This window comes from Azospira sp. MPR-E4, from assembly GCF_058809645.1.
The window spans coordinates 95,510-117,129 of record NZ_JBXAST010000004.1 but is presented as its reverse complement, the minus strand read 5'-3'; the positions used below and the strand labels follow the sequence as shown (position 1 = coordinate 117,129).

The window sequence follows — 21,620 nt, the reverse complement described above, 5'->3', positions numbered from 1 at the left end:
GCAGGCGCCGGGGCGGGGGCTGGCGTCGGAGCGGCAGCAGGCGCGGCGGCAGCGGGTACCTTGCCGCCGGGAGCCCGGGAAGAGCCGATCATTTCGCGGATCAGGGACAGCTTGGACTGGGCGTGGGCATTGGAGGAGTCCAGTTGCAGCGCCTTGTCGTAGGCCTGGCTGGCCAGCTTGGCATAGACGTCGCCCAGGTTCTCGTGGGCCACGGCGTAGGAAGGATGGGTGCGGATGGCCATTTCCAGGGCGGTGCGGGCCTTGTCGTACTGCTTCTGCTGGGCGTAGAGCACGGCCAGGTTGTTGTAGGGCTCCGGCAGTTCCGGGAAATCCTCGGTGAGCTTGGTGAAGACCGCGATGGCCTCATTGTTGCGATTCAGCTCGGTGAGGATGATGCCGCGCAGGAAGCGTCCCTGGGCGTCCTTGGGACGGGTGGCGATGTAGGCATCCACTTTTTCCAGGGCCTGGGCGTTCTGTCCCTGTCTGACCATCTTCTGGATATCGGTGATGGCAACGTCGGCCGCCAGGGAAATGTTGGCGGAACCGAGCCCGATCAGGGCGCCGATCAGCAGGGCCGGAAGCAGCCGGGAACGGCTGGAATGGCGCGGCAGGCGGGCAGCTGGCGAAAAGTGGGAACCCATCGTTGTGTTATACTCTCTCGGACGATTTGACGGTGTTTTGCATATGCCGAAGCGAACGCCGAACGGCTTTTTTCAGGCTTTTCGCAAAACTGCCCGATTCTAACAAAGAAGGGCGCCGGAGCGAAGTTGCCGGGCCATCGACCTGGTGAATTTCGGTGCCGTCCGCCCCCCGGGTTCCACGGCAGTTGCCGCTTGTGTCCAGGCCTGCCGTCGGGCGGGTAAGCTCCCGCCCTTTCTTTTGCCCATCCGATAATCCCCATTTTTCTTTCTGCCCATGCTGAAAATCTATAACACCATCGCCCGGGAAAAGCAGGAATTCGTCCCCATTGAAGCCGGCAAGGTGAAAATGTATGTCTGCGGCATGACGGTTTACGATTTCTGCCACCTGGGCCACGCCCGGGTGCTGGTGGTATTCGATGCCGTCTATCGCTGGCTGCGGGCCAGCGGTCTGGACGTGACCTACGTCCGCAACATCACCGACATTGACGACAAGATCATCCGCCGGGCCGTGGAAAACGGCGAGACCATCGGCCAGCTGACCGACCGCTTCATCGCGGCCATGGATGAGGATGCCGCTGCTCTGGGCGTGCAGAAGCCCACCCACGAGCCCCGGGCCACCGAGTATGTGCCCCAGATGCTGGGCCTCATCGGCCAGCTGGAAGCCAACGGCCTGGCCTACAAGGCCGCCGATGGCGACGTGAATTTCTCGGTGCGCAAGTTCCCCGGCTACGGCCGCCTCTCCGGCAAGTCCCTGGACGACCTGCGGGCCGGCGAACGGGTGGAAGTGGATTCGGCCAAGCAGGACCCCCTGGACTTCGTGCTGTGGAAGCACGCCAAGGCAGGCGAGCCTGCCTGGGAATCCCCCTGGGGCGCCGGCCGTCCCGGCTGGCACATCGAGTGCTCGGCCATGAGCTCCGATTTGCTGGGCAAGCATTTCGACATCCACGGCGGCGGCCAGGACCTGCAGTTCCCCCATCACGAGAACGAGATCGCCCAGTCCGAAGGGGCCCACGGTTGCACCTTCGTCAATTACTGGATGCACAACGGCTTCGTGCGGGTGGATGACGAGAAGATGTCCAAGTCCCTGGGCAACTTCTTCACCATCCGCGACGTGCTGAAGAAGTACGACGCCGAAGTGGTGCGCTTTTTCATCCTGCGCGCCCACTACCGCAGCCCCCTCAACTATTCCGACGCCCATCTGGACGACGCCCGGCAGGCCCTGACCCGGTTGTACACTGCCCTCAAGGCGGCGCCGGCGGAAGCGGTGGCGGTGGACTGGAACGAGTCCCATGCCCAGCGCTTCCAGGCGGCCATGGACGACGACTTCAACACGCCGGAAGCCCTGGCGGTGCTGTTCGACCTGGCCAACGAGGCCAATCGCAGCAAGGACTCAGCCGTGGCGGCCCAGCTGAAGGCCCTGGCCGGGGTGCTGGGGCTGCTGCAGCGCGATCCCCAGGCCTTCCTGCAGGGCGCCACGCCGGACGCGGCCGATGGCCTCAGCCCGGCGGAGATCGAGGCCCGCATCCAGGCCCGCATCGATGCCAAGAAGGCGAAGAACTTTGCCGAGGCCGACCGTCTGCGGGCCGAACTGCTGGCCGCCGGCATCGTGCTCGAGGACTCCGCCCAGGGCACCACCTGGCGCCGGGCCTGAAGCCGGGCCGTCTTCCGCTCTTTCGTATTCGCCTCCCGTCCGGAACGGGGGAAACAAAAAAGCCCGCCATCGGCGGGCTTTTTCTATGCTTGGTCGGTCTAGCGCAGGACCTTGCCGCCGTTGCCGATCACCGTCAGGTCCACGAAGCGGGAACCGTTGTGGTCGCTGGTGGAGTAGCTGACCCGGTAGCCGCCCAGGTCATAGCTGCCCATGCTTTCCAGGGCCGTGGTCAGCTTGTCCCGGGTGAGGTCCTTGCCGGCCCGCTTGATGCCTTCCACCATGACCTTGGCCATGGCATAGCCCTCGACGCCGTAGTAGGGAGACTGGCTCTGCTTGCCCATGGTGGTCATCAGCTTGCGGTATTCCCGCACCAGGGGGTTGGAGTCGTTCCAGGGATAGGGCATGACCTGGGAGATGCCGATGCCCCGGGCGTCGTTACCCAGTTCCTTCACCAGCAGGTCGGCGCCCACCGGGGAGAGGGTCATGAACTGGGGGTTCTGGCCGTGCTTGCGCATCTGGCGCACGAACTCGGCGGTGGGCTTGTACAGGGTGACCATGATCACGGCCTGGGGCGTGACCTTGGAAATGGCTTCCACCGCCTTGGCCACGTCCAGGGAATTGCGTTCCACGGTGCCGACGGCGGAGGGGGCCAGGCCGTGCTTCTTCAGGGCGGCGGTGACGCCGTCCAGGCCGGACTTGCCGAAGCCGTCGTTCTGGTAGAAGACGGCGATGTTCTTCAGGCCGAGGGAGGCCAGCTGGCTGACGATGGCATCGGTTTCGTTGGCATAGCTGGCGCGCACGTTGAACATGTAGCGGTTCACCGGGTTGCGCAGGGTTTCGGCGCCGGAGATGGTGCCCACCAGGGGTACCTTGGCGCCGGAGAACACTTCCATGGCGGCAGTGGTGGGGGAGGAGCCGTAGAAGGCCAGCAGGGCGAAGGCCTTTTCGTCGTGGATCAGCTTCTTGGTATTGGCCACGGCCCGGTCGGTCTCGTAGCCGTCGTCCAGGGAAACCAGTTCCAGCTTGCGGCCGTTGATGCCGCCGCCCTTGTTGATCTGCTCGAAGTAGGCGGTGATGCTTTCCCGCATTTCCGTGCCGTAGATGCCGTTGGGGCCGGAGAAGGGGGCGGACATGCCGAGGGTGATGGTGCTGTCGGTGACCCCGTTCTCTGCCATGGCGGCGCCGGACAGCAGGGCGCAGGAGGCCATTAACAGGGATGCCAGACGGTGACGAAAGCGCTTCATTTTTCCCTCCTTGAGCGTCATTTTGTGGTGTGTTGTGGGGGAGGACTATGGCATTGGTCGGGCCGGATTGCAAGACGCCGCCTGGCTTTGCGGCCCGAAAAAAAGGCGGCCCGGAGGCCGCCCTGGTTTGTCTCCGGGACTACTGCCCGAAGAAATCCTTCACCTTGTCCATCCAGCTCTGGGCTTTCGGATTGTGGTTGGCGGAATCGCCCTGGCTGATCTCCTCCAGTTCCCGCAGCAGTTCCTTCTGGCGCTCGGTGAGATTGACCGGGGTTTCCACCACCACGTGGCACAGCAGGTCGCCGTGCACATGGCTGCGCACGCCCTTGATGCCCTTGCCGCGCAGGCGGAAGACCTTGCCCGACTGGGTTTCCGCCGGGATCTTGATCTTGGCGGCACCGTCCAGGGTGGGGATTTCGATTTCCCCGCCCAGGGCGGCGGTGGTGAAGCTGATGGGCATCTCGCAATGCAGGTCGTTGTGGTCCCGCTGGAAGACGGAGTGGGCCTTGAGGTGGATCTGCACGTAGAGGTCGCCCGGGGGGCCGCCATTGACGCCGTGTTCCCCTTCGCCGGCAAGCCGGATGCGATCGCCTTCGTCCACCCCGGCCGGAATCTTCACCGACAGGGTCTTGTGCTGCTTGACCCGGCCGGCGCCGTGGCAGGTGCCGCAGGGGTCGGGAATGATGCGGCCGGTGCCGTGGCACTTGGGACAGGTCTGCTGGATGGAGAAGAAGCCCTGCTGCAGCCGTACCTGGCCGCTGCCCTGGCAGGTGGGACAGGTCTTGGGCTGGGTGCCGCTCTTGGCGCCGGAGCCGCTGCAGGTGTCGCAGACTTCCATGGTGGGGATGCGGATCTTGGTTTCCGTCCCCTTGGCCGCCTGCTCCAGGCTGATTTCCAGGTTGTAGCGCAGATCGGCGCCGCGGTAGATGTTGGAACGGCCGCCGCCGCCACCGCCGGCACGGCCGCCGAAGATGTCGCCGAAGATGTCGGCGAAGGCATCGCCGAAACCGCCGCCGCCAAAGCCACCGCCCCCGCCGAAGCCGCCGGCCTGGGGATCGACCCCGGCGTGGCCGTACTGGTCGTAGGCGGCCCGCTTCTGGCCGTCGGAGAGGATCTCGTAGGCTTCCTTGGCTTCCTTGAACTGCTCTTCGGCCTTGGGGTTATCCGGATTGCGGTCCGGATGGAATTTCATGGCCAGCTTGCGGTAGGCCTTCTTGATCTCGTCGTCGCTGGCATCCCGATTGACGCCGAGGACTTCGTAAAAATCTTTTTTTGCCATTTCAGCTCTCTAAAAGGCATGGCCGCAAAGCGTGCAAAGGGGCCTTCCGGCCTGGCTTTGCACGTCCTTGCGACCCATGGTCGGACCGGAAGAGGAGATTACTTCTTGTCCTTCACCTCGGTGAACTCGGCATCCACCACGTCGCCTTCCACGGTCTTCTCGCCGCCGGAAGCTGCACCGGCTTCGGCACCGGGGGCGCCGCCGGCAGCCTGCTGCTGGGCGTACATCTTCTCGCCCAGCTTCTGGGCGGCGGCGGCCAGGGCCTGGGTCTTGGCTTCGATCTCGGCCTTGTCGGTGCCGCGCACGGCGTCTTCCACTTCCTTGATGGCGGCTTCGATGGCGGCCTTTTCCTCGTCGGACAGTTCCTTGCCGTACTCGGTCAGGGACTTCTTGGTCATGTGCACCATGCCGTCGGCCTGGTTGCGGGCGTCGGCCAGCTCATGGACCTTCTTGTCCTCTTCGGCGTGCAGCTCGGCATCGCGCACCATGCGTTGCACTTCTTCCTCGGAGAGGCCGGAGGAGGCCTGGATCTTGATCTTGTTTTCCTTGCCGGTGGCCTTGTCCTTGGCGGAGACGTGCAGGATGCCGTTGGCGTCGATGTCGAAGGTGACTTCGATCTGGGGCATGCCGCGGGGGGCCGGCGGGATGTCGGACAGGTTGAACTGGCCCAGGCTCTTGTTGCCGGAAGCCACTTCCCGCTCACCCTGCAGCACGTGGATGGTCACGGCGTTCTGGTTGTCGTCGGCGGTGGAGAAGACCTGGCTGGCCTTGGTCGGGATGGTGGTGTTCTTCTGGATCAGCTTGGTCATGATGCCGCCCAGGGTTTCGATACCCAGGGACAGGGGAGTCACGTCCAGCAGCAGCACGTCCTTCACTTCACCCTGCAGCACGCCGCCCTGGATGGCAGCGCCGACGGCCACGGCTTCGTCCGGGTTCACGTCCTTGCGGGGATCCTTGCCGAAGAACTCCTTCACCTTGTCCTGCACCTTGGGCATGCGGGACTGGCCGCCCACCAGGATCACGTCGTCGATATCGCTGACCTTGACGCCGGCATCCTTCAGCGCGGTGGCGCAGGGGGCGATGGTGCGTTCCACCAGGTCGTCCACCAGGGATTCGAACTTGGCCCGGGTGATCTTCTGGGTCAGGTGCTTGGGACCGGAAGCATCGGCGGTGATGTAGGGCAGGTTGATTTCGGTCTGCTGGGAGGAGGACAGCTCGATCTTGGCCTTTTCGGCGGCTTCCTTCAGACGCTGCAGGGCCAGCACGTCCTTGGACAGGTCGGCGCCCTGTTCCTTCTTGAATTCGGTGACGATGTAGTCGATCAGGCGCTGGTCGAAGTCTTCGCCGCCGAGGAAGGTGTCGCCGTTGGTGGACAGCACTTCGAACTGGTGCTCGCCGTCGATTTCGGCGATTTCGATTATGGAGATGTCGAAAGTGCCGCCACCCAGGTCATACACGGCGATTTTCTTGTCGCCCTGCTTCTTGTCCATGCCGAAGGCCAGGGCCGCGGCGGTGGGTTCGTTGATGATGCGCTTCACTTCCAGACCGGCGATACGGCCGGCGTCCTTGGTGGCCTGGCGCTGGCTGTCGTTGAAGTAGGCGGGCACGGTGATGACGGCCTCGGTCACTTCCTCGCCCAGGTAGTCCTCGGCGGTCTTCTTCATCTTGCGCAGCACTTCGGCGGAAACCTGGGGCGGGGCGATCTTCTTGTCGCGCACGTCCACCCAGGCATCACCGTTGTCGGCCTTGACGATCTTGTAGGGCATCAGGGCGATGTCCTTCTGCACTTCCTTTTCCTCGAAGCGGCGACCGATCAGGCGCTTCACCGCGAACAGGGTGTTGCGCGGGTTGGTCACGGCCTGGCGCTTGGCGGGGGCGCCGCACAGCACTTCACCGTCTTCGGCATAGGCGACGATGGAGGGGGTGGTGCGGGTGCCTTCAGAGTTTTCGATGACCTTGGGCTGGCCGCCTTCCATGATGGCGACGCAGGAGTTGGTGGTGCCCAGGTCGATACCGATGATCTTGCCCATGTTTCGTGTCCTTTCAGAGTGGCGGCGGTGGGGGCCTTCGGCCCGGCGCACCCGCCGGAATCAATACGAATTGCTTTCTGCACCCCAAATGGGGGTGGGGGCGGCTATTTCAAGGCTGTTTCCAGCCCTTTTTTTCCGAAAATCAGGCGTCCTTGCCCTTGGCGACCATGACCATGGCCGGGCGCAGCACCCGGTCGGCGATGAGGTAGCCCTTTTGCAGCACATTCACCACGGTGTTGGGTTCCTGCTCGGACTCCACCATGCCGATGGCCTGGTGCTTGTTGGGGTCGAACTTCTGGCCAACGGGGTTCTCTTCCTTGACGCCGGATTTCTCGAAGGCGGAGAGGAGATTCTTCAGGGTCATGTCCACGCCGACCCGCAGGGAGTCGGGGTTGGTGTCGGCCAGGGCCATTTCCAGGGTGTCCTTCACCGGCAGCAGGCTCTCGGCGAATTTCTCGATGGCGAACTTGGAGGCCTTGGCAATGTCTTCCTGGGCCCGGCGACGCATGTTCTCGGTCTCGGCCTTGGCTCGCAGCCAGGCGTCGTGGTGTTCCTGGGCATTCAGTTCGGCCTGGCGCAGCAGCTCTTCCAGGCTCGGGGTGGTATCGGTCTGGCCTGCAGCGGGCTGGGCCACGGATTCGGGGGCATTGGCATCGCCGCCCAGTTCCAGGGGTTCCTGAGGCTTGTTTTGATCTTGCATGGGGATTCTCCGGAAAAACTTTTCTCCACGTGGGGGCGCTCTCGGGGATTTCAAGCCCCGGGGCGTGATTAATTTCCGCCGGCCTCCGCCGGGGCTTTGCTAGCATCTGCCGATGCAGACCAAAACGCCTCGCGGGGACTGAACCATGCCGGAACGCATCGGCCGCTATGAAGTCGTCCGGGAACTGGGACGGGGAGCCACCTCCATCGTCTATCTGGCCCGGGACCCGCAGGCTGTGGACGAGTCACGCCGTCAGGTGGCGCTCAAGCTGATGCGCCTGGGGGGGGAGAATGCGGCCCTCTCGCGGCGCCTGCTGAAGCTGTTCCAGACCGAGGGCAGCATTGCCCGGCGCCTGGACCATCCCCACATCACCCGGGTCTTCGACGCGGTGATGGAAGAGGTAAATGGGGAGCAGCGCACCTACATGGTCATGGAGTACGTGAATGGCACGCCCCTGGACCAGTTCTGCGCCATCGACCGCCTGCTGCCCATGCACCGGGTGGTGGGCATCATCTTCAAGTGCTGTCTGGCCCTGGACTACGCCTTCCGCCAGGGGGTGGTGCACCGGGACATCAAGCCGGCCAACATCCTCATCGATGCCGACGACAATCCCAAGATCACCGATTTCGGCCTGGCCCTGAATCTGCAGAAGGACGTGGGCAAGGATTCCACCTTCGTCATGGGAGTGGGTTCGCCGGCCTACATGTCGCCGGAGCAGGTCAAGGGTTATCCCCTCAACCACAAGACCGACCTCTATTCCCTCGGGGTGGTGCTGTTCCAGCTGCTCACCGGCCGCACGCCTTTCCGGGCCCCCACGTCGGCAGCCCTCATGTACAAGATCGTGAACATGGATACGCCCTCGGTCTGCGCCCTCAATCCGGCCATTCCGGAGGCCATGGACGGCATCATCCGCCGGGCCCTGGAGAAGGACCTTTACAGCCGCTACCGCAACGGGGCCGATTTCGCCAAGGACCTGTCCACCGTCCGCTACCAGATCCTGGACGAGGACGACACGGCCCGGGACATGGTCCGCTTCGACCGGCTGCGGCAGCTGCCCTTCTTCGCCAGCTTCGAGGATGTGGAACTGTGGGAGGTGCTGCGCATCAGCATCTGGCGCGAGATTGCGCCCAAGGTGGAGTTGATGCGGGAAGGGGACGAGGACCGGCGCTTCGGCATCATCGTCAGCGGCTATGCCGAGGTTTCCCGGGACGGGCGCGCCATCTGCCGCCTGGGGGCCGGCGAGGTGCTGGGGGAAATGGCCTACCTGCATCCGGAAAGCCCGGAGCGCAGTGCCAGCGTGGTCACCCTGGAGCCCACCGTCTTCCTCGAGGTCAGCGGCCCGGCCCTGGAACTGGCCTCGGAAGAGCTGATCGAGCGCATGCGCCGCGCTCTCATGGCGCGGGTGGTGGAGCGGCTGCGGGAGGCGGACAAGATCCTGGCCCGTTTCGGCGACAAGGCGGTGGAGGGGGGCGGTGCCCGCAGCGGCGGCGTTGATTACGCCGAGCTCGACTGCGACCTGGAGTTGCTGCCGCCCATCGAATAGCGGACTGACCGCCGCCGGCAGCGCCGCAACAAAAGAAAACGCCCGGAGGCTTGGTGCCTGCCGGGCGTTTTATTGTGGGCGGTCCGGGATCAGACCTTGAAGCGACCCACCGTGTTCTGCAGGGAATCGGCCAGGGCTTCCAGGGACTGGGCGGCGGCAGCCGTCTGCTCCACGGATTCGTTGTTTTCCCGGGCCATGGCGGCGATGGCCTCGATGCTGTCCGCCACTTCGCCGCTGACCCGGCGCTGCTCGTCGGTGGCGCCAGCGATGGCATCCAGGCCGTGGCCCACTTCGGTGACGGAGCCGTTGGCGGCCTGCAGGATGTCGGCCACGTTGGTGACCGAAGCCTGGCTGGAGGACAGGTGGCCCAGGCCCTCTTCGATGGCCCGCCGCACATTGACCGACTGGGCCGAGAGGGTTTCGGTGATGGCATCGATCTCGCTGGCGGAGCGGGAGGACTTCTCGGCCAGTTTGCGCACCTCGTCGGCCACCACGGCGAAGCCCCGGCCCTGCTCGCCGGCCCGGGCGGCCTCGATGGCGGCGTTGAGGGCCAGCAGATTGGTTTGCTCGGCGATGTCCTTCACTTCCTGGGTCATCTTGTTGATGGCGTCGGTGTTGCGCACGAACTCATTCACCGACTCGGCCATTTCCTTGACCGTCTGTTCCACGTTGTTCATTTCCTCGAGCAGGTGGCCCAGGCTCTTGTTGCCTTCCTCGGAGCGCTTCAGGCTTTCCTGGGACTGCTGTTGCACGTGCTCGGCGCTCTGGGAAATGGCGGCGATGGAAGACACCATCTGTTCCACGGCGGAGGCGGCAGTGACGGATTTCTCGTTCTGCTGGTGGGAGCCGTCGGCCACCTGGGAGGCGCTCTGGGCCAGGGCATGGGCCTTGGCGGAAACCTCGGTGGCGGACTGGCTGACCTGGCGCACCAGGGTGGAGAAGTTCTCCATCACCTGATTGAAGACGGTGGCGGCCAGACCCACTTCGTCCCGGCCCTTCACTTCCAGGCGGCGGGTGAGATCCCCTTCGCCGGTGGCGATGTCCTGCAGGCCGTGGGTCAGATGCTCGATGGGAATGGTGACGAAGTGGCGGATGAACAGGTAGATCACCGCCAGCAGCAGCAGGCTGGCACCGAAGGCGGCGGCAGCGATCTTCAGGCGGAAGGCGTTGACCTCGGCGTCCACCTTGTCGAGGGAAACCTTCATGCTGACCAGGCCGAGGACGGAACCTTCCGGCACCTGGTGGCACATGATGCAGTTCTTGCCCAGGTAGTTGGTGGAAGCCAGGGTGGGGGTGACCACCCGCAGGTAGGTGGCGCCGTTTTCTTCATGCACGGCGGTATAGGCCTTGCCGCTCTGCATCGCCTGTTGCTCGATGCTGTCCATGGGACGTTTGTCCTTGGTGTCGGGGCCGAAAATCTTGCTCACGGCTTCGCCGCGGACCACGTGCAGGTCCTTGATGACGGAGAGCTGCTTGATCTGGTCGAGGAAGACTTCGCGCTGGCCGACGGTGCCGGTGATCATCATGCCGGTGAGGCCGGCCATGGTCATTTCGTGGATGCTGCCGGCAAAATCCTTGGCTTGGCCGATGGCTGTTTCCCGATTGACTTCGGATTCCCAGACGATCATGCCTGTCCATACGGCAATGAGCATGAACCAGATGGCTGCGGTGAGGCGCACCCAGATTTTCAAATCGGCGATACGAGCCATAATCTCCCTTGGTCCTCGGCTTTAATTTGTCGGTCCTGCCGCTATACAGTCAAGTCCAGTTGTTGGATCGAGCCAACGCCTCCATTCTGCTGTAAAAACACGCCGGAAGCCAGCACTGAAGCCTGTAGCCGGTTCTGCGCCGTCTTCACCTCGAAGGGGGTGGCCAGATGTTGCAGGCCGATGGCGCCCACGCCCTTGTCTGCCAGGGAAAGTAGCTGGTCCCGGCCAGCCCCGTCTTTGATCCAGATTCTTAACTGTTCGAAAATGGGGTCGTTCTCGTCGATCCAGCCGTTGCGGTCGGTGTCGTAGGCGGCCAGTTCGGCAAAGCCGTCGCCGCTGCGGGTGCCGAACAGCTCGCCGCCGTCCGTGGCGCTGCCGTTGCCGTCCTTGTCGAAAACCAGGAAGCCGCTGCCGCCGCTGGTGAAGTTGATCATGTCGTCCTTGCCGTCGCTGTCGATGTCGAAGGCGAAGCGCTGGTCGGTCAGCTGGGCGGCGGTGCCGGCGAAATTGAGCACCAGGGGGTCCTTCTTCACCGCGTCGCCGGCGCGGAGGCTGACGCTGCTTTCCTCGTGGTAGAGCCGGCTCATGGCCAGGTTGAGGTCGAAGCTGATTTCCTTGCCGTCGCTGGTGCGCACCACCCCCTGGGCGGAGAAGGTGGTCTGCTCCATTTCCGTGTAGGACTCGTGGTGGTCGTATTCCACCCCGTAGCCGGCCTTGGCCGGTGCTGTGTCGGCCGGTACGCCGCCCGCTGCCTTGCCGGCCGCAAGCGTGCCCGTTTCGGCGCTGAGATCGGTCTGGCTGAGGAGCTCGATCTTGCGGCCGGTGAAGTACTCGATCAGGGTCTTGAGCAGGGCCAGCTTGGGGTCCAGCGTCTCTTCGGCCTTGGCGCCGGCAGCCTCCACCCCGTCCTGGGCCTGGGCCGCCAGGGCTTCAGGGGACAGGCTGACACTGGTGGCCGGCGATGTCGGGGAGGCTGTCGCCAAGTCGCCGTTGCCTTCGAAGTCGGGTCGCCGGTCGCCGACCCAGACGCGCAGGCTTTCGCTGACTTCATGGTGTTGCAGGCTGGCATGGCTGGCGGCCATCTGGACGTCGGCAGAGGCAATTTTCATGGGAGGCTCCGGGTGGCGGGTGGCTACCTCGTCTACGGCCTCCCGGAGCAAAGGTTGAGGCGTTTCTAAAAGGAGTTTTCCAGGGCCACCTGACCCGGCTGGCCCCGCTTGGAGAGGCGGCAGTCCTTGGCCTCCAGGGCTAGGCGGGTGTCCTCCACCATGGCCGGATTGCCGCACACCATGAGGCGGCTGTGGGCCGGGTCGATCTCCAGGCCGAGGGCCGCTTCCAGGCTGCCGTCGGCCAGCAGGGCCGGGATGCGCCGGCTCAGGGTGCCGGGCGGGGCAGCCCCATCCCGGGTCACCACCGGCTGGTAGCGCAGGCGGTCGGCCAGCTCTCCCACCAGGGGGTGGCCGGGCAGGGCGGCGAGCCAGTCCCGGTAGGTCAGTTCGGCGCCGTCGCGCACGCTGTGCACCAGGGCGATGTGCTGGTACTGCTGCCACACCGCCGGGTCGTTGAGGATGGAGAGGAAGGGCGCCAGGCCGGTGCCGGTGGCCAGCAGCCACAGGTCCCGGCCGCCCTGGAAGCGATCCGTGGTGAGGTGGCCCCAGGCCTGGCGGTCCACCGCCACCCGGTCGCCGATCCCGAGGCGGGCCAGGCGGGAGGTGAATTCGCCGTCGGGCACGGCGATGGAATAGAACTCCAGATGCTCGTCGTAGGCGGCGGAAACCATGGAGTAGGGGCGCCAGGCCAGGGGGCTGTCGGGGGCTGTGGTGAGGGGCAGGCCGAGGCGCACGAACTGGCCGGGGACGAAACGGAAGGACGGCTGGCGGGTCAGACGGAAGGAGAAGAGCTTGTCCGTCCAGCGTTTGAACCAGGTGATGCGTTCCACCGAATACTTGTCGCCGGCGTCCATGGGCGGCCTCCCTTGAGCTGGTTTATTTCCTAGTAAATTAGTCGGGAATTTGGCCGGGCAGTTCCCGGACGTGACCAAGGTCGTACCGGATTTCCCATTCGTCGTAATAAACTGGCGTCACACCATAAGAAAAGAGCATTGCCATGACTGCCTCCGCACCCCGACAGAACAACGATCTCTCCACCCGGCTCCAGGCCGGCCTGCAACACCTGCAACCCCGCCTGCAAGCCTTCGCCCGCCACCGGCGGGTGCGCCAGGGAGCCTGGGGCCTGGGCATCTTCCTGGTGCTGTTCGGCCTTCTTGGCTATTTCTGGCTGCCGGGTTTCGCCAAGGCCAAGCTGGAATCCCTGCTGGCCGAGGAATTCGAGCGGCCGGTGCGCATCGAGCGCATCCAGGTTTCCCCCTACACCCTGTCGGCCACCATCAGCGGCTTTGCCGTGGGGCAGCGCGGCGCCGATGCCAGCGTGCCGGCGGAACAGCGTCTGCTGGGCTTCGACAGCCTGCACGTGAATGTCTCCTCCATGAGCCTGGCCCGGGGCATCCCGGTGGTGAGCGAAGTCAAGCTGGTGGGGCCCTATGTGCACCTGGTGCGGGAGGAGGGCAACCGCTACAACATCTCGGACCTGATCGAGAAATGGACGGAAAAGCCCTCCGAGGGGCCGCCACCGAAATTCTCCGTGGCCAACATCGCCGTCGAGGGCGGCCGCATCGACTTCGACGACCGGCCGGTGAAGGTCAGCCACCACATCACCGACCTGGCCCTGGGCATTCCTTTCCTGGCCAACACGCCGGGCACCGTGGAATCCTTCGTTGAACCCCATTTCGCCGCCAAACTCAACGGCGCGCCCCTGTCCCTCGGCGGCAAGCTGCGTCCCTTCGCCCCGGGCAAGGATGCGGTGGTGGATGTGGAAATCCGGGACTTCGACCTGGCCGGGGTGGATGCCTACATTCCCGCCAATATTCCCCTGACCGTCACGGCCGCCAAGCTGGAAGGCGATCTGGCGGTGACCTTCAGCCAGGCCGAGGGCCAGGCCCCCAGCGTCGGCGTCAGCGGCGACCTGGGCATCAAGGGCGTTGCAGCCAAGGGCAACAAGGTGGGGCTGCAGGTGGGAGCCATCCAGCTGGGCATCCAGCGGGCCACCCTGGACGATGCCAAGGGCGTGGACCTGAAGCTGGCAGTGCGGGATCTGGCCTTCTCCCGGGACGGCGAGAAGCAGCCCTTCCTCGGCTTTTCCGCCCTGACCCTGGATGGGGTGTCGGTCAATCTGGTCAGCCGTCAGGCCAAGGTGGCCGGCATCACCCTGGAAAATCCCCAGGCCGGGGTACGTCGCCTCAAGGGCGGCGAGGTGGATCTGCTGCAGTCCCTGGCCGCCCTGGCGCCCACGCCGGCGGCCCCGGCCAAGGCGGCTCCCGCCAAAGTCCCGGCCAAGACAGGTGGTACGGCCGGGGCCGCCAAGGCGCCGGCGCCCTGGGGCTGGCAGGTGGCCCAGCTGCGGGTCGGTGGCGGCAAGCTGCGCTACACGGACGACAATCTGGAGAAGGTGCCGCCCCTCAGCGTGGACGGCCTGGACCTCCATGTGGCCGGCCTTTCCTCCGCCGCCGGTAGTCGCAGCCAGATCGGCATCGAGGCCCGCATCAACGAACAGGGACGCTTCAAGGTGGAGGGGGCGGCCGCCCTCGCCCCCCTGGCCGCCGATCTGCAGCTGGATCTGGAACAGGTCAATCTGGTGGCCCTGCAGGGCCTGGCGGCGGAGCAGCTGAATGCCCTGCTGACCAAGGGCGACCTGACGGTGAAGGGCAAGCTTAAGGTGGCGGCTGGGGCCGCTGGAGCCGCTCCCGGCGTGGCCTTCGACGGCGACGTCAATCTCACCGACTTCAACGTGCTGGACAAGCTCAATGCCACCGACCTGTTGCGCTGGCGCAGCCTGCGCCTGACCGGGGTCGAGACCGGCAGCGTGCCGCCCCGCTTTGCCGTGGGCGAGATCGCCATCACCAGCTTCTACGCCCGGGCCATCCTGTCGCCCGAAGGCCGCCTCAACCTGCAGGACATCGTGCGCCAGGACGAAGGCGCCAAGCCCGCCGCCGCTGCGCCTGCCGCTTCCGCCGCCGCCGTGCCGGCGACGCCGGCTGCAGCTCCTGCCCCCGTCGCAGCCCCGGCCAAGCCCGCCGGGCCTGCACCCCAGATCCGCATCGGCAAGGTGGTGCTGGCCGGTGGCAACATCAACTTCACCGACCGTTTCATCAAGCCCAACTACAGCGCCAACCTGACCGACCTGTCGGGCCGCATCGGCACCCTGGCGGCGGGCAAGCCGGCGGAGCTGCTGATCCGGGGCAAGGTGGACCGTACCGCACCCCTGGATATCTCCGGCAAGATCGATCCCCTGGGCTCGCCCATTGCCCTGGATGTGCAGGCCAAGGCCCGGGGCATCGAGATGTCCTCCTTCACGCCCTATTCGGGCCGTTACCTGGGCTACACCATCGAGAAGGGCAAGCTCTCGGTGGATGTGCAGTACAAGGTGGAGAAGGGCGAGCTGCAGGCCCAGAACAAGATCTTCATCGACCAGCTGACCTTCGGCGACAAGGTGGAAAGTCCCAACGCCCTGGGCATTCCCATCGGCCTGGTGGTGGCGCTGCTGAAAAACTCCCGGGGCGAGATCGACCTCAACCTGCCGGTGCAGGGCTCCCTCAACGATCCCCAGTTTTCCATCGGCGGCATCGTCGGCAAGATGATCCTCAACCTGCTGACCAAGGCGGTGACTTCGCCCTTCACCCTGCTGTCCTCCCTCTTCGGCGGCGGTGAGGAACTGTCCTACGTGGCTTTCGATGCCGGCCATGCCCGCATCACCCCGGAGGTGGAAAAGCGCCTGGAAACCATCGCCAAGGCCCTGCGCGAACGTCCGGCCCTGGAACTGGAAATCACCGGCACGGCCGATCCGGCGGCGGAGCAGGAAGGCCTCAAGCGCGCCATCCTGGAGCGCAAGGTGCGGGCCCAGAAGCTGGCCGAGCAGGCCAAGGGCGGCAAGGCCTCCGGCAGCATCGCCGCGGTCACGGTGAGCGCCGAGGAATATCCGCGCTACCTGGAAAAGGCCTACAAGGAGGAATCCTTCAAGAAGCCCCGCAATTTCATCGGCCTCACCAAGAGCCTGCCGGTGGCGGAGATGGAGGCCCTGATGATCGCCAACATCCCCGCCGAAGAGGAAGAGATGCGTCAGCTGGCCCAGCGTCGCGGCACGGCGGTGCAGACCTGGCTGGTGGAGAAGGGCGGCATTGCGGCCGAGCGCCTGTTCCTGCTGTCGCCCAAGGTGGGCGGCGAAGCACCCAAGGGGGCGCCGGTGGGCGGGCGCGTGGACTTCAGCCTGCAGTAGGGGCAGGCCAGGGGCCGTCGCTGCCGGCCCCGGTCAAACAAAAAGGCCGCCCTTGGGCGGCCTTTTCTTTCCGGAGAAGAAGGATTACTTCTTCTTGGGAGCGACGGCAGCCTTGAAGGCGGCGCCGGCGGAGAACTTGGGGCTGGTGGAAGCCGGGATCTGGATGGTGGCACCGGTCTTGGGGTTCTTGCCGGTACGGGCAGCGCGCTTGACGGCCTTGAAGGAACCGAAACCGACCAGGGTCACGCTGTCGCCGGTGGCGACGGCCTTGGTGATGGCTTCGATGGCTGCGTCCAGGGCACGGCCGGCAGCAGCTTTGCTCAGGTCGGCACCAGCCGCCATAGCGTCAATCAGATCGCTCTTGTTCATTCAGAAATCTCCTTGGTTTCGAAGGTGACGCGGGATTCCGCGCTCGGCAGGGATTCTGGCATAACGGGACGAAGCTGCCTAGCCTGATTTGCTGGAAATTCAGCAGGGATGGGGCTTTCCCCCGGATTGGGATGACTGCGGGATGGACTTTTCCTGCCCCGATCTGGTGCAAAAAAACGGGGGCGGAGGCACCGTGCCGGCGGCGGGAAGCGGACCCCGGCCCTTGCCGGCAGTCCGGGGGTTTCCCGCTTGGCCAATACGATCAATGACTTAGGTCGATCGCCGGGCTGCGGGCCGCGTCAGAACTTGATCTCCAGCCGGGCCGAGAAGATGCGGTAGGTGCGGGTGCTGCTCTGCACCGACTGCTCCGTGCTGCCGGTCAGGTAGGTGGCGCCGGTGTCGTAATCCGCCTGCAGCAGGTTGGCGGCGGAAAAGCGGATGCGGGTGTCCGGCTGCACCTGCCACAGGGCATAGACGTCGTAAACCCGCTTCAGCTGCTGGGTGTAGGTCTGGGTGTTGCTCTGCTGCACGGTGTAGGCGGGGGTCCAGTTGAGGTTGCCGCCGATGGTGAGGGGCAGGCTGCGCAGGCGGTAGTCGGCCCCCAGGTTGGCACTGTAGGTGGGTTGCTGGTCGAGCCGGTTGTTGGGGCCGACGATGCCCTCCACCTCGGACCAGAAGCGGCTGAGGTTGGCCCGGATGTCCACGGGCGGGGCCTCGGCCAGCAGTTCTGGCAGGCGGAACTTGGCTTCCAGCTCGATGCCCCGGGTGGTGGCGCTGCCGATGTTCTGGGGCGTGGTGACCCAGCGCTGCACCGGGGACCAGCTGACGCTCTGCAGGGAGGTGACGTTGCGGATGAGGTTGTCGATGTTGCGCTGGAACAGGCTGGCGCTGAGGATGCCGCCTTCCGTCAGGTAATGCTCGAAGGCCAGGTCCAGGCCCCAGGCCAGTTCCGGCTTGAGGTTGGGGTTGCCGGCGCTGTCCGCCTTGTCCACCGTGTTGGCGCCGCTGGTGGGATAGGTGCTGGAGAGGCTGGGCCGGGGCACCAGCTGGTTCAGGGTCGGCGCCTTGTAGCTGCGGGTCAGGCCCAGGCGGATCTGGTCCTTGCTCTCCTCGGTGAAACGCCAGACGCTGTGGAAGAGGGGGCTGGCCACGCTGCTGTCGTTGCTGGCGGAGCCGGCGGCCCACTCGCTGCGGGTGCGGATGGTTTCCCAGCGCAGGCCGCCGTAGAGGGACCACAGGGGCGAGACTTCCCACTCGTCCTGGCCGAAGGCCGCCAGGCGGCTGGTGCTGGCCTGCAGGTCACTGCCGAACTGGGCCAGTTGCAGGGCGCCGTCCTGCACGGTGGTGGCGCTCTCCTTGCGCTGACCCCGTTCCAGTTCCCAGCCGAAGGCCAGGTTGTGCTCCCGGTTGAGGGGATGGGAGAGCTTGCCGGCGGTGCTGAAGCTGCTGTCGCGGATGCTGGTGCTGTTCCAGTGGGTGTGGGCCACGGCGCCGCCGGCATCGTATTCGCGCCGGTCGGTGGTGCTGTCGCTGTTGGCCAGGCCGCCGTTGAAGCGGATGTCGAGCTTGCTGCCGCCGTCCAGGCGATGCTTCCAGTTGCCCATGAGACGCAGCATGGTGCTCTCGTTCTCGGTGCGCCAACTGGCATTGGCATAGGGGGCCGCGCCGACGCTCTGGGTGAGTTGGGTGTTGCCGGTGGTGGCGCTCTGGTTCTGGGCCAGGAAGGGATTGAGGCTCAGGCTGTCGCCGCCGTCCAGCTTCCAGTTGAGGCGGGAGGAGAGGTGCAGTCCGTCGGCCACGGTATGGCTGCGGCTTTCCTCCAGGCGCTGCAGGATGGGGATGCCGGTGGCCAGGTTGCGGGCGCTGGTGGTGGTGGCCACTTCGCTGTCCTGGTCCCGGTGCATCAGGTTGGCATTGAGGTTGTAACCGAAGTTGCCGATGGCGTCGCTGCGCTGCAGGGAGACGAAGGGCTGCAGGCGGCCGTTCTCCAGGTTGAGGCTGGGACGGAAGTCGTTCTGCTTGCGGGCGAAGTCCTCCCGCAGGACGATGTTGATGGTGCCGGCGATGGCCCGGGCGCTGTGCTCCGCCACCGGGGCCCGCATCACCTCGATGCGCTCCACCTGTTCGGGCGGGATGCTGTCCAGGGAAAAGCCCCGGGGCGCTGGCTCGCCGTTGAGCAGGATCATGGTGTAGCCGTTGCCCAGGCCCCGCATGCGGATGTCGCCGCCCCGGCCCGGGGTGCCGGACATGGTGACGCCCGGCAGACGCTTCAGGACGTCGCCCACGGACGAGTCGCCGTAGCGGTCCAGTTCCTCCCGGCCGAAAACCATCTTGGCGGCCGTGGCGAAACGGCGTTGCTCGGTGTCGTCGAGGCGGGTGGAGGAAACCACGATTTCCCCCAGGGTGCGGCCATCCTTCTGGCTGCTGGCGGGTTTGGTTGTGGGGGACTCTGCTTCCGCAGCTGCGGCGGCCAGAGGCAGGGCGGCGAGCAGGAGCGGCAGGAGGGGGCGCAGGCGGGGCAAGGGCAGGGCGTTAGGTGACAGCACCATGGCGGCAGGACTCTCGATGGGGAAAGTGAAGGCCGATGTATCGGCCGAGTCTTGTTATGGGCTGGGGGGCTGGGATGGCGGCAATCCTGGCTACCTGGCGGGGCGAAGTATACGGAGCCTGGCGCCGCCCTGCAGGAGCACTTTGTAAGGAAATATTTCGCCTGACGGCGGCGGCGGTGCGGGAGGGCCTGTGATCGCCGCCGTCGGCGGCTTGGCTGCGGCAGCGGAGCCCGCTCCGCCGGGCAGGGTGGTGAGGGCGCCGCCGGTCGTGCAGAAGTGGCGCCGGGGGTACCCGGAAAAGCAAAAGGGCCCAGACGCGCTGACGTCTGAACCCTTGGCTTTCCTGCTTATCTGAATGGCGCGCCCGGAGCGATTCGAACGCCCGACCCCTTGGTTCGTAGCCAAGTACTCTATCCAGCTGAGCTACGGGCGCGCTGTCTTGCAACTTTTTACTACTTTCTTTGCTGCTTTCCGCAAAGAAGCGAGATTGTATAAAAACACGCTTCGTTTGCCAAGCCTTTTTTACTGCAGGAAAGGCTGGCGGAGACGGAGGGATTCGAACCCTCGATACGAGTTTTAGCCCGTATGCTCCCTTAGCAGGGGAGTGCCTTCGACCTCTCGGCCACGTCTCCGGAAGGCCGGCATATTAACGGGTTAGCCGGCCCGGGTCAAACTACTTTGCAGCCGGGGCTGCAAATAACTGCGCGGCGCCGTTTACGCCTGGTCCAGACCGAAGGTCTTGTGCAGGATGCGCACGGCCAGTTCCAGATATTTTTCGTCGATGACGACGGAAATCTTGATCTCGGAGGTGGAGATCATCTGGATGTTGATGCCTTCCTCGGCCAGGGTGCGGAACATCTGGCTGGCCACGCCCGGGTGGGAGCGCATGCCGACGCCGACAGCGGAAACCTTGCAGGTCTTGTTGTCGCCGACGATCTCGCGGGCGCCGACGTGCTGCTTGACCTGCTCCAGCACGGCCATGGCCTTGGTGTATTCGCTGCGATTGACGGTGAAGGAGAAATCGGTGGTGCCGTCCACGCCGACGTTCTGGATGATCATGTCCACGTCGATGTTGGCGTCGGCGATGGGGCCGAGGATCTGGTAGGCGATGCCGGGACGGTCAGGCACGCCCAGCACGGTCAGCTTGGCTTCGTCGCGATTGAAGGCGATGCCGGAAATGATCGGTTGTTCCATGTTCTTGTCATCCTCAACAGTGATCAGCGTACCTTCCCCTTCATCCTGGAAGCTGGAGAGGACGCGCAGTTTTACCTTGTACTTGCCGGCGAACTCGACGGAGCGGATCTGCAGCACCTTGGAGCCGAGGCTGGCCATTTCCAGCATTTCCTCGAAGGTGATGGTGTCCAGCTTGCGGGCTTCCGGCACGACGCGGGGGTCGGTGGTGTACACGCCGTCCACGTCGGTATAGATCTGGCATTCGTCGGCCTTGAGGGCGGCGGCCAGGGCGACGGCGGAAGTATCGGAGCCGCCGCGGCCCAGGGTGGTGATGTTGCCGTTCTCATCGGCGCCCTGGAAACCGGCGACCACGACCACGTTGCCTTCGGCCAGGTCCTTGCGCATGCGCTCGTCGTCGATCTGCAGGATGCGGGCCTTGGTGAAGGTGCTGTCGGTCAGCACGCGCACCTGGGAGCCGGTGTAGCTCTTGGCCTTGAGGCCTTCTTCCTGGATGGCCATGGCCAGCAGGCCGATGGTCACCTGTTCGCCGGTGGAGGCGATCACATCCAGTTCCCGGGGGGAGGGGGTGGCGGAGATTTCCTTGGCCAGGCCGATCAGGCGATTGGTTTCGCCGGACATGGCCGAGGGCACCACCACCACATCGTGGCCCATTGCCTTCCAGCGGGCCACGCGCTTGGCCACATTCTTGATGCGCTCCGTCGAGCCCACCGACGTGCCGCCGTACTTCTGAACTATCAGCGCCATTCGTTATCCAATTGAGCGGAGTAAGAAAACCCGTGATTCTATCTGAACCGCGTGCCTAACAGTAGGGTGTTCGGTTAGGTCAACTAAGTGAAATCCCTTAGTGATTTTTTGATTCATGCCACTTGCAAATATATGTGAATGGCCTATACTTACGTACTATGACTTTGGTGATATGTTTTGGGTGTCCCAGAACATGGCCTTCGGCAAGCGGTTTGGCGCCGAAACGGCTCTGCCAGAGCAGATTGACACCCCAATATTCGAGAGGAACACACCATGAGCAATGTCAAACTGGTTGAAAAGATCGACCCCCGCGAAATCCGCCGCAAGCTGGGCCTGAACCAGCAGCAATTCTGGTCCAAGATCGGCGTCACCCAGAGCGGCGGTTCCCGCTACGAGAGCGGCCGCAACATGCCCAAGCCCGTGCGCGAACTGCTGCGCCTGGTGCACGTGGAGCAGGTGGACATCCAGCGCATCAAGCGCGAGGACATCGAAGTGGTCGAGTACCTGAAGGCTTTCGAACCCGAAACCCTGAAGAACCTGAAGAAGGCCGCCAAGGCCAAGCAGAAGAAGGCCGCCTGATTCATATCGGTCCCCTGCTGTAAAAAAAAGCCCCTGCTTGCAGGGGCTTTTTCTTTTGGG

15 protein-coding genes and 2 tRNA genes are annotated in these 21,620 nt (G+C 64.8%); 4 read left to right on the top strand and 13 right to left on the bottom strand.

The window, feature by feature from the left end; all coding sequences use genetic code 11:
* The coding region (locus tag AC1RTA_RS02645; protein ID WP_492783886.1) for a tetratricopeptide repeat protein at window positions 1-641 on the bottom strand (641 nt) is incomplete at its 3' end.
* A 274-nt stretch (window positions 642-915) separates the two neighbouring features.
* Here AC1RTA_RS02645 and cysS point away from each other — a divergent pair.
* Window positions 916-2,292, top strand: coding sequence for a cysteine--tRNA ligase (gene cysS / locus AC1RTA_RS02640; RefSeq protein ID WP_492783885.1), 1,377 nt, complete (start codon window positions 916-918; stop codon window positions 2,290-2,292).
* 98 nt (window positions 2,293-2,390) lie between these two features.
* Here the strand turns inward: cysS and AC1RTA_RS02635 are convergent, their stop codons facing one another.
* The 4 genes from AC1RTA_RS02635 to grpE form a co-directional block, all read right to left on the bottom strand.
* Window positions 2,391-3,536 (bottom strand): ABC transporter substrate-binding protein, encoded by a 1,146-nt coding sequence (locus AC1RTA_RS02635; RefSeq protein WP_014238097.1) that lies wholly within the window; start codon window positions 3,534-3,536, stop codon window positions 2,391-2,393.
* 139 nt (window positions 3,537-3,675) lie between these two features.
* Complete coding sequence (dnaJ, locus tag AC1RTA_RS02630) at window positions 3,676-4,815, bottom strand: molecular chaperone DnaJ (protein ID WP_014238096.1); 1,140 nt, start codon at window positions 4,813-4,815, stop codon at window positions 3,676-3,678.
* Between the two features lie 98 nt (window positions 4,816-4,913).
* A complete protein-coding gene (dnaK, locus tag AC1RTA_RS02625) occupies window positions 4,914-6,845 on the bottom strand; it encodes a molecular chaperone DnaK (RefSeq protein WP_492783401.1) in 1,932 nt (643 codons plus the stop codon).
* A gap of 142 nt (window positions 6,846-6,987) precedes the next feature.
* Window positions 6,988-7,545, bottom strand: coding sequence for a nucleotide exchange factor GrpE (gene grpE, locus AC1RTA_RS02620; RefSeq protein ID WP_014238094.1), 558 nt, complete (start codon window positions 7,543-7,545; stop codon window positions 6,988-6,990).
* A 145-nt stretch (window positions 7,546-7,690) separates the two neighbouring features.
* Between grpE and AC1RTA_RS02615 the strand changes: the two genes are divergently transcribed.
* Complete coding sequence (locus AC1RTA_RS02615) at window positions 7,691-9,088, top strand: protein kinase domain-containing protein (RefSeq protein ID WP_014238093.1); 1,398 nt, start codon at window positions 7,691-7,693, stop codon at window positions 9,086-9,088.
* A gap of 89 nt (window positions 9,089-9,177) precedes the next feature.
* Here AC1RTA_RS02615 and AC1RTA_RS02610 read toward each other — a convergent pair whose 3' ends face one another.
* The 3 genes from AC1RTA_RS02610 to AC1RTA_RS02600 form a co-directional block, all read right to left on the bottom strand.
* Window positions 9,178-10,797, bottom strand: a complete 1,620-nt coding sequence (locus AC1RTA_RS02610) for a methyl-accepting chemotaxis protein (protein ID WP_014238092.1) — start codon at window positions 10,795-10,797, stop codon at window positions 9,178-9,180.
* Between the two features lie 41 nt (window positions 10,798-10,838).
* Window positions 10,839-11,906, bottom strand: coding sequence for an FG-GAP repeat domain-containing protein (locus AC1RTA_RS02605; RefSeq protein ID WP_492783884.1), 1,068 nt, complete (start codon window positions 11,904-11,906; stop codon window positions 10,839-10,841).
* A gap of 65 nt (window positions 11,907-11,971) precedes the next feature.
* Entirely contained in the window at window positions 11,972-12,760 is a 789-nt protein-coding gene (locus AC1RTA_RS02600) for a ferredoxin--NADP reductase (RefSeq protein WP_492783883.1), read from the bottom strand.
* A 143-nt stretch (window positions 12,761-12,903) separates the two neighbouring features.
* Here AC1RTA_RS02600 and AC1RTA_RS02595 point away from each other — a divergent pair, with 143 nt between their 5' ends.
* A complete protein-coding gene (locus AC1RTA_RS02595) occupies window positions 12,904-16,125 on the top strand; it encodes a DUF748 domain-containing protein (protein WP_492783882.1) in 3,222 nt (1,073 codons plus the stop codon).
* A gap of 84 nt (window positions 16,126-16,209) precedes the next feature.
* On the opposite strand, the gene AC1RTA_RS02590 is transcribed toward AC1RTA_RS02595, so the two are convergent.
* From AC1RTA_RS02590 to AC1RTA_RS02570, 5 genes are all read right to left on the bottom strand, one after another.
* Complete coding sequence (locus tag AC1RTA_RS02590) at window positions 16,210-16,494, bottom strand: HU family DNA-binding protein (protein ID WP_014237193.1); 285 nt, start codon at window positions 16,492-16,494, stop codon at window positions 16,210-16,212.
* Window positions 16,495-16,793: 299 nt separating this feature from the next.
* Window positions 16,794-19,043 carry a TonB-dependent receptor plug domain-containing protein gene (locus AC1RTA_RS02585; RefSeq protein WP_492783881.1) on the bottom strand — a complete coding sequence of 750 codons (2,250 nt, stop codon included), beginning with the start codon at window positions 19,041-19,043 and terminating at the stop codon, window positions 16,794-16,796.
* A gap of 356 nt (window positions 19,044-19,399) precedes the next feature.
* Window positions 19,400-19,476 (bottom strand) — tRNA-Arg (locus AC1RTA_RS02580).
* 105 nt (window positions 19,477-19,581) lie between these two features.
* A tRNA-Ser gene (locus AC1RTA_RS02575) sits at window positions 19,582-19,675 on the bottom strand.
* 82 nt (window positions 19,676-19,757) lie between these two features.
* A complete protein-coding gene (locus tag AC1RTA_RS02570) occupies window positions 19,758-20,981 on the bottom strand; it encodes an aspartate kinase (RefSeq protein ID WP_014237195.1) in 1,224 nt (407 codons plus the stop codon).
* Between the two features lie 273 nt (window positions 20,982-21,254).
* Between AC1RTA_RS02570 and AC1RTA_RS02565 the strand changes: the two genes are divergently transcribed.
* The gene (locus AC1RTA_RS02565; RefSeq protein WP_014237196.1) at window positions 21,255-21,560 is read left to right on the top strand and encodes a helix-turn-helix domain-containing protein; all 306 of its coding nucleotides are present in this window, start codon (window positions 21,255-21,257) and stop codon (window positions 21,558-21,560) included.
* Window positions 21,561-21,620: the final 60 nt, after the last annotated feature.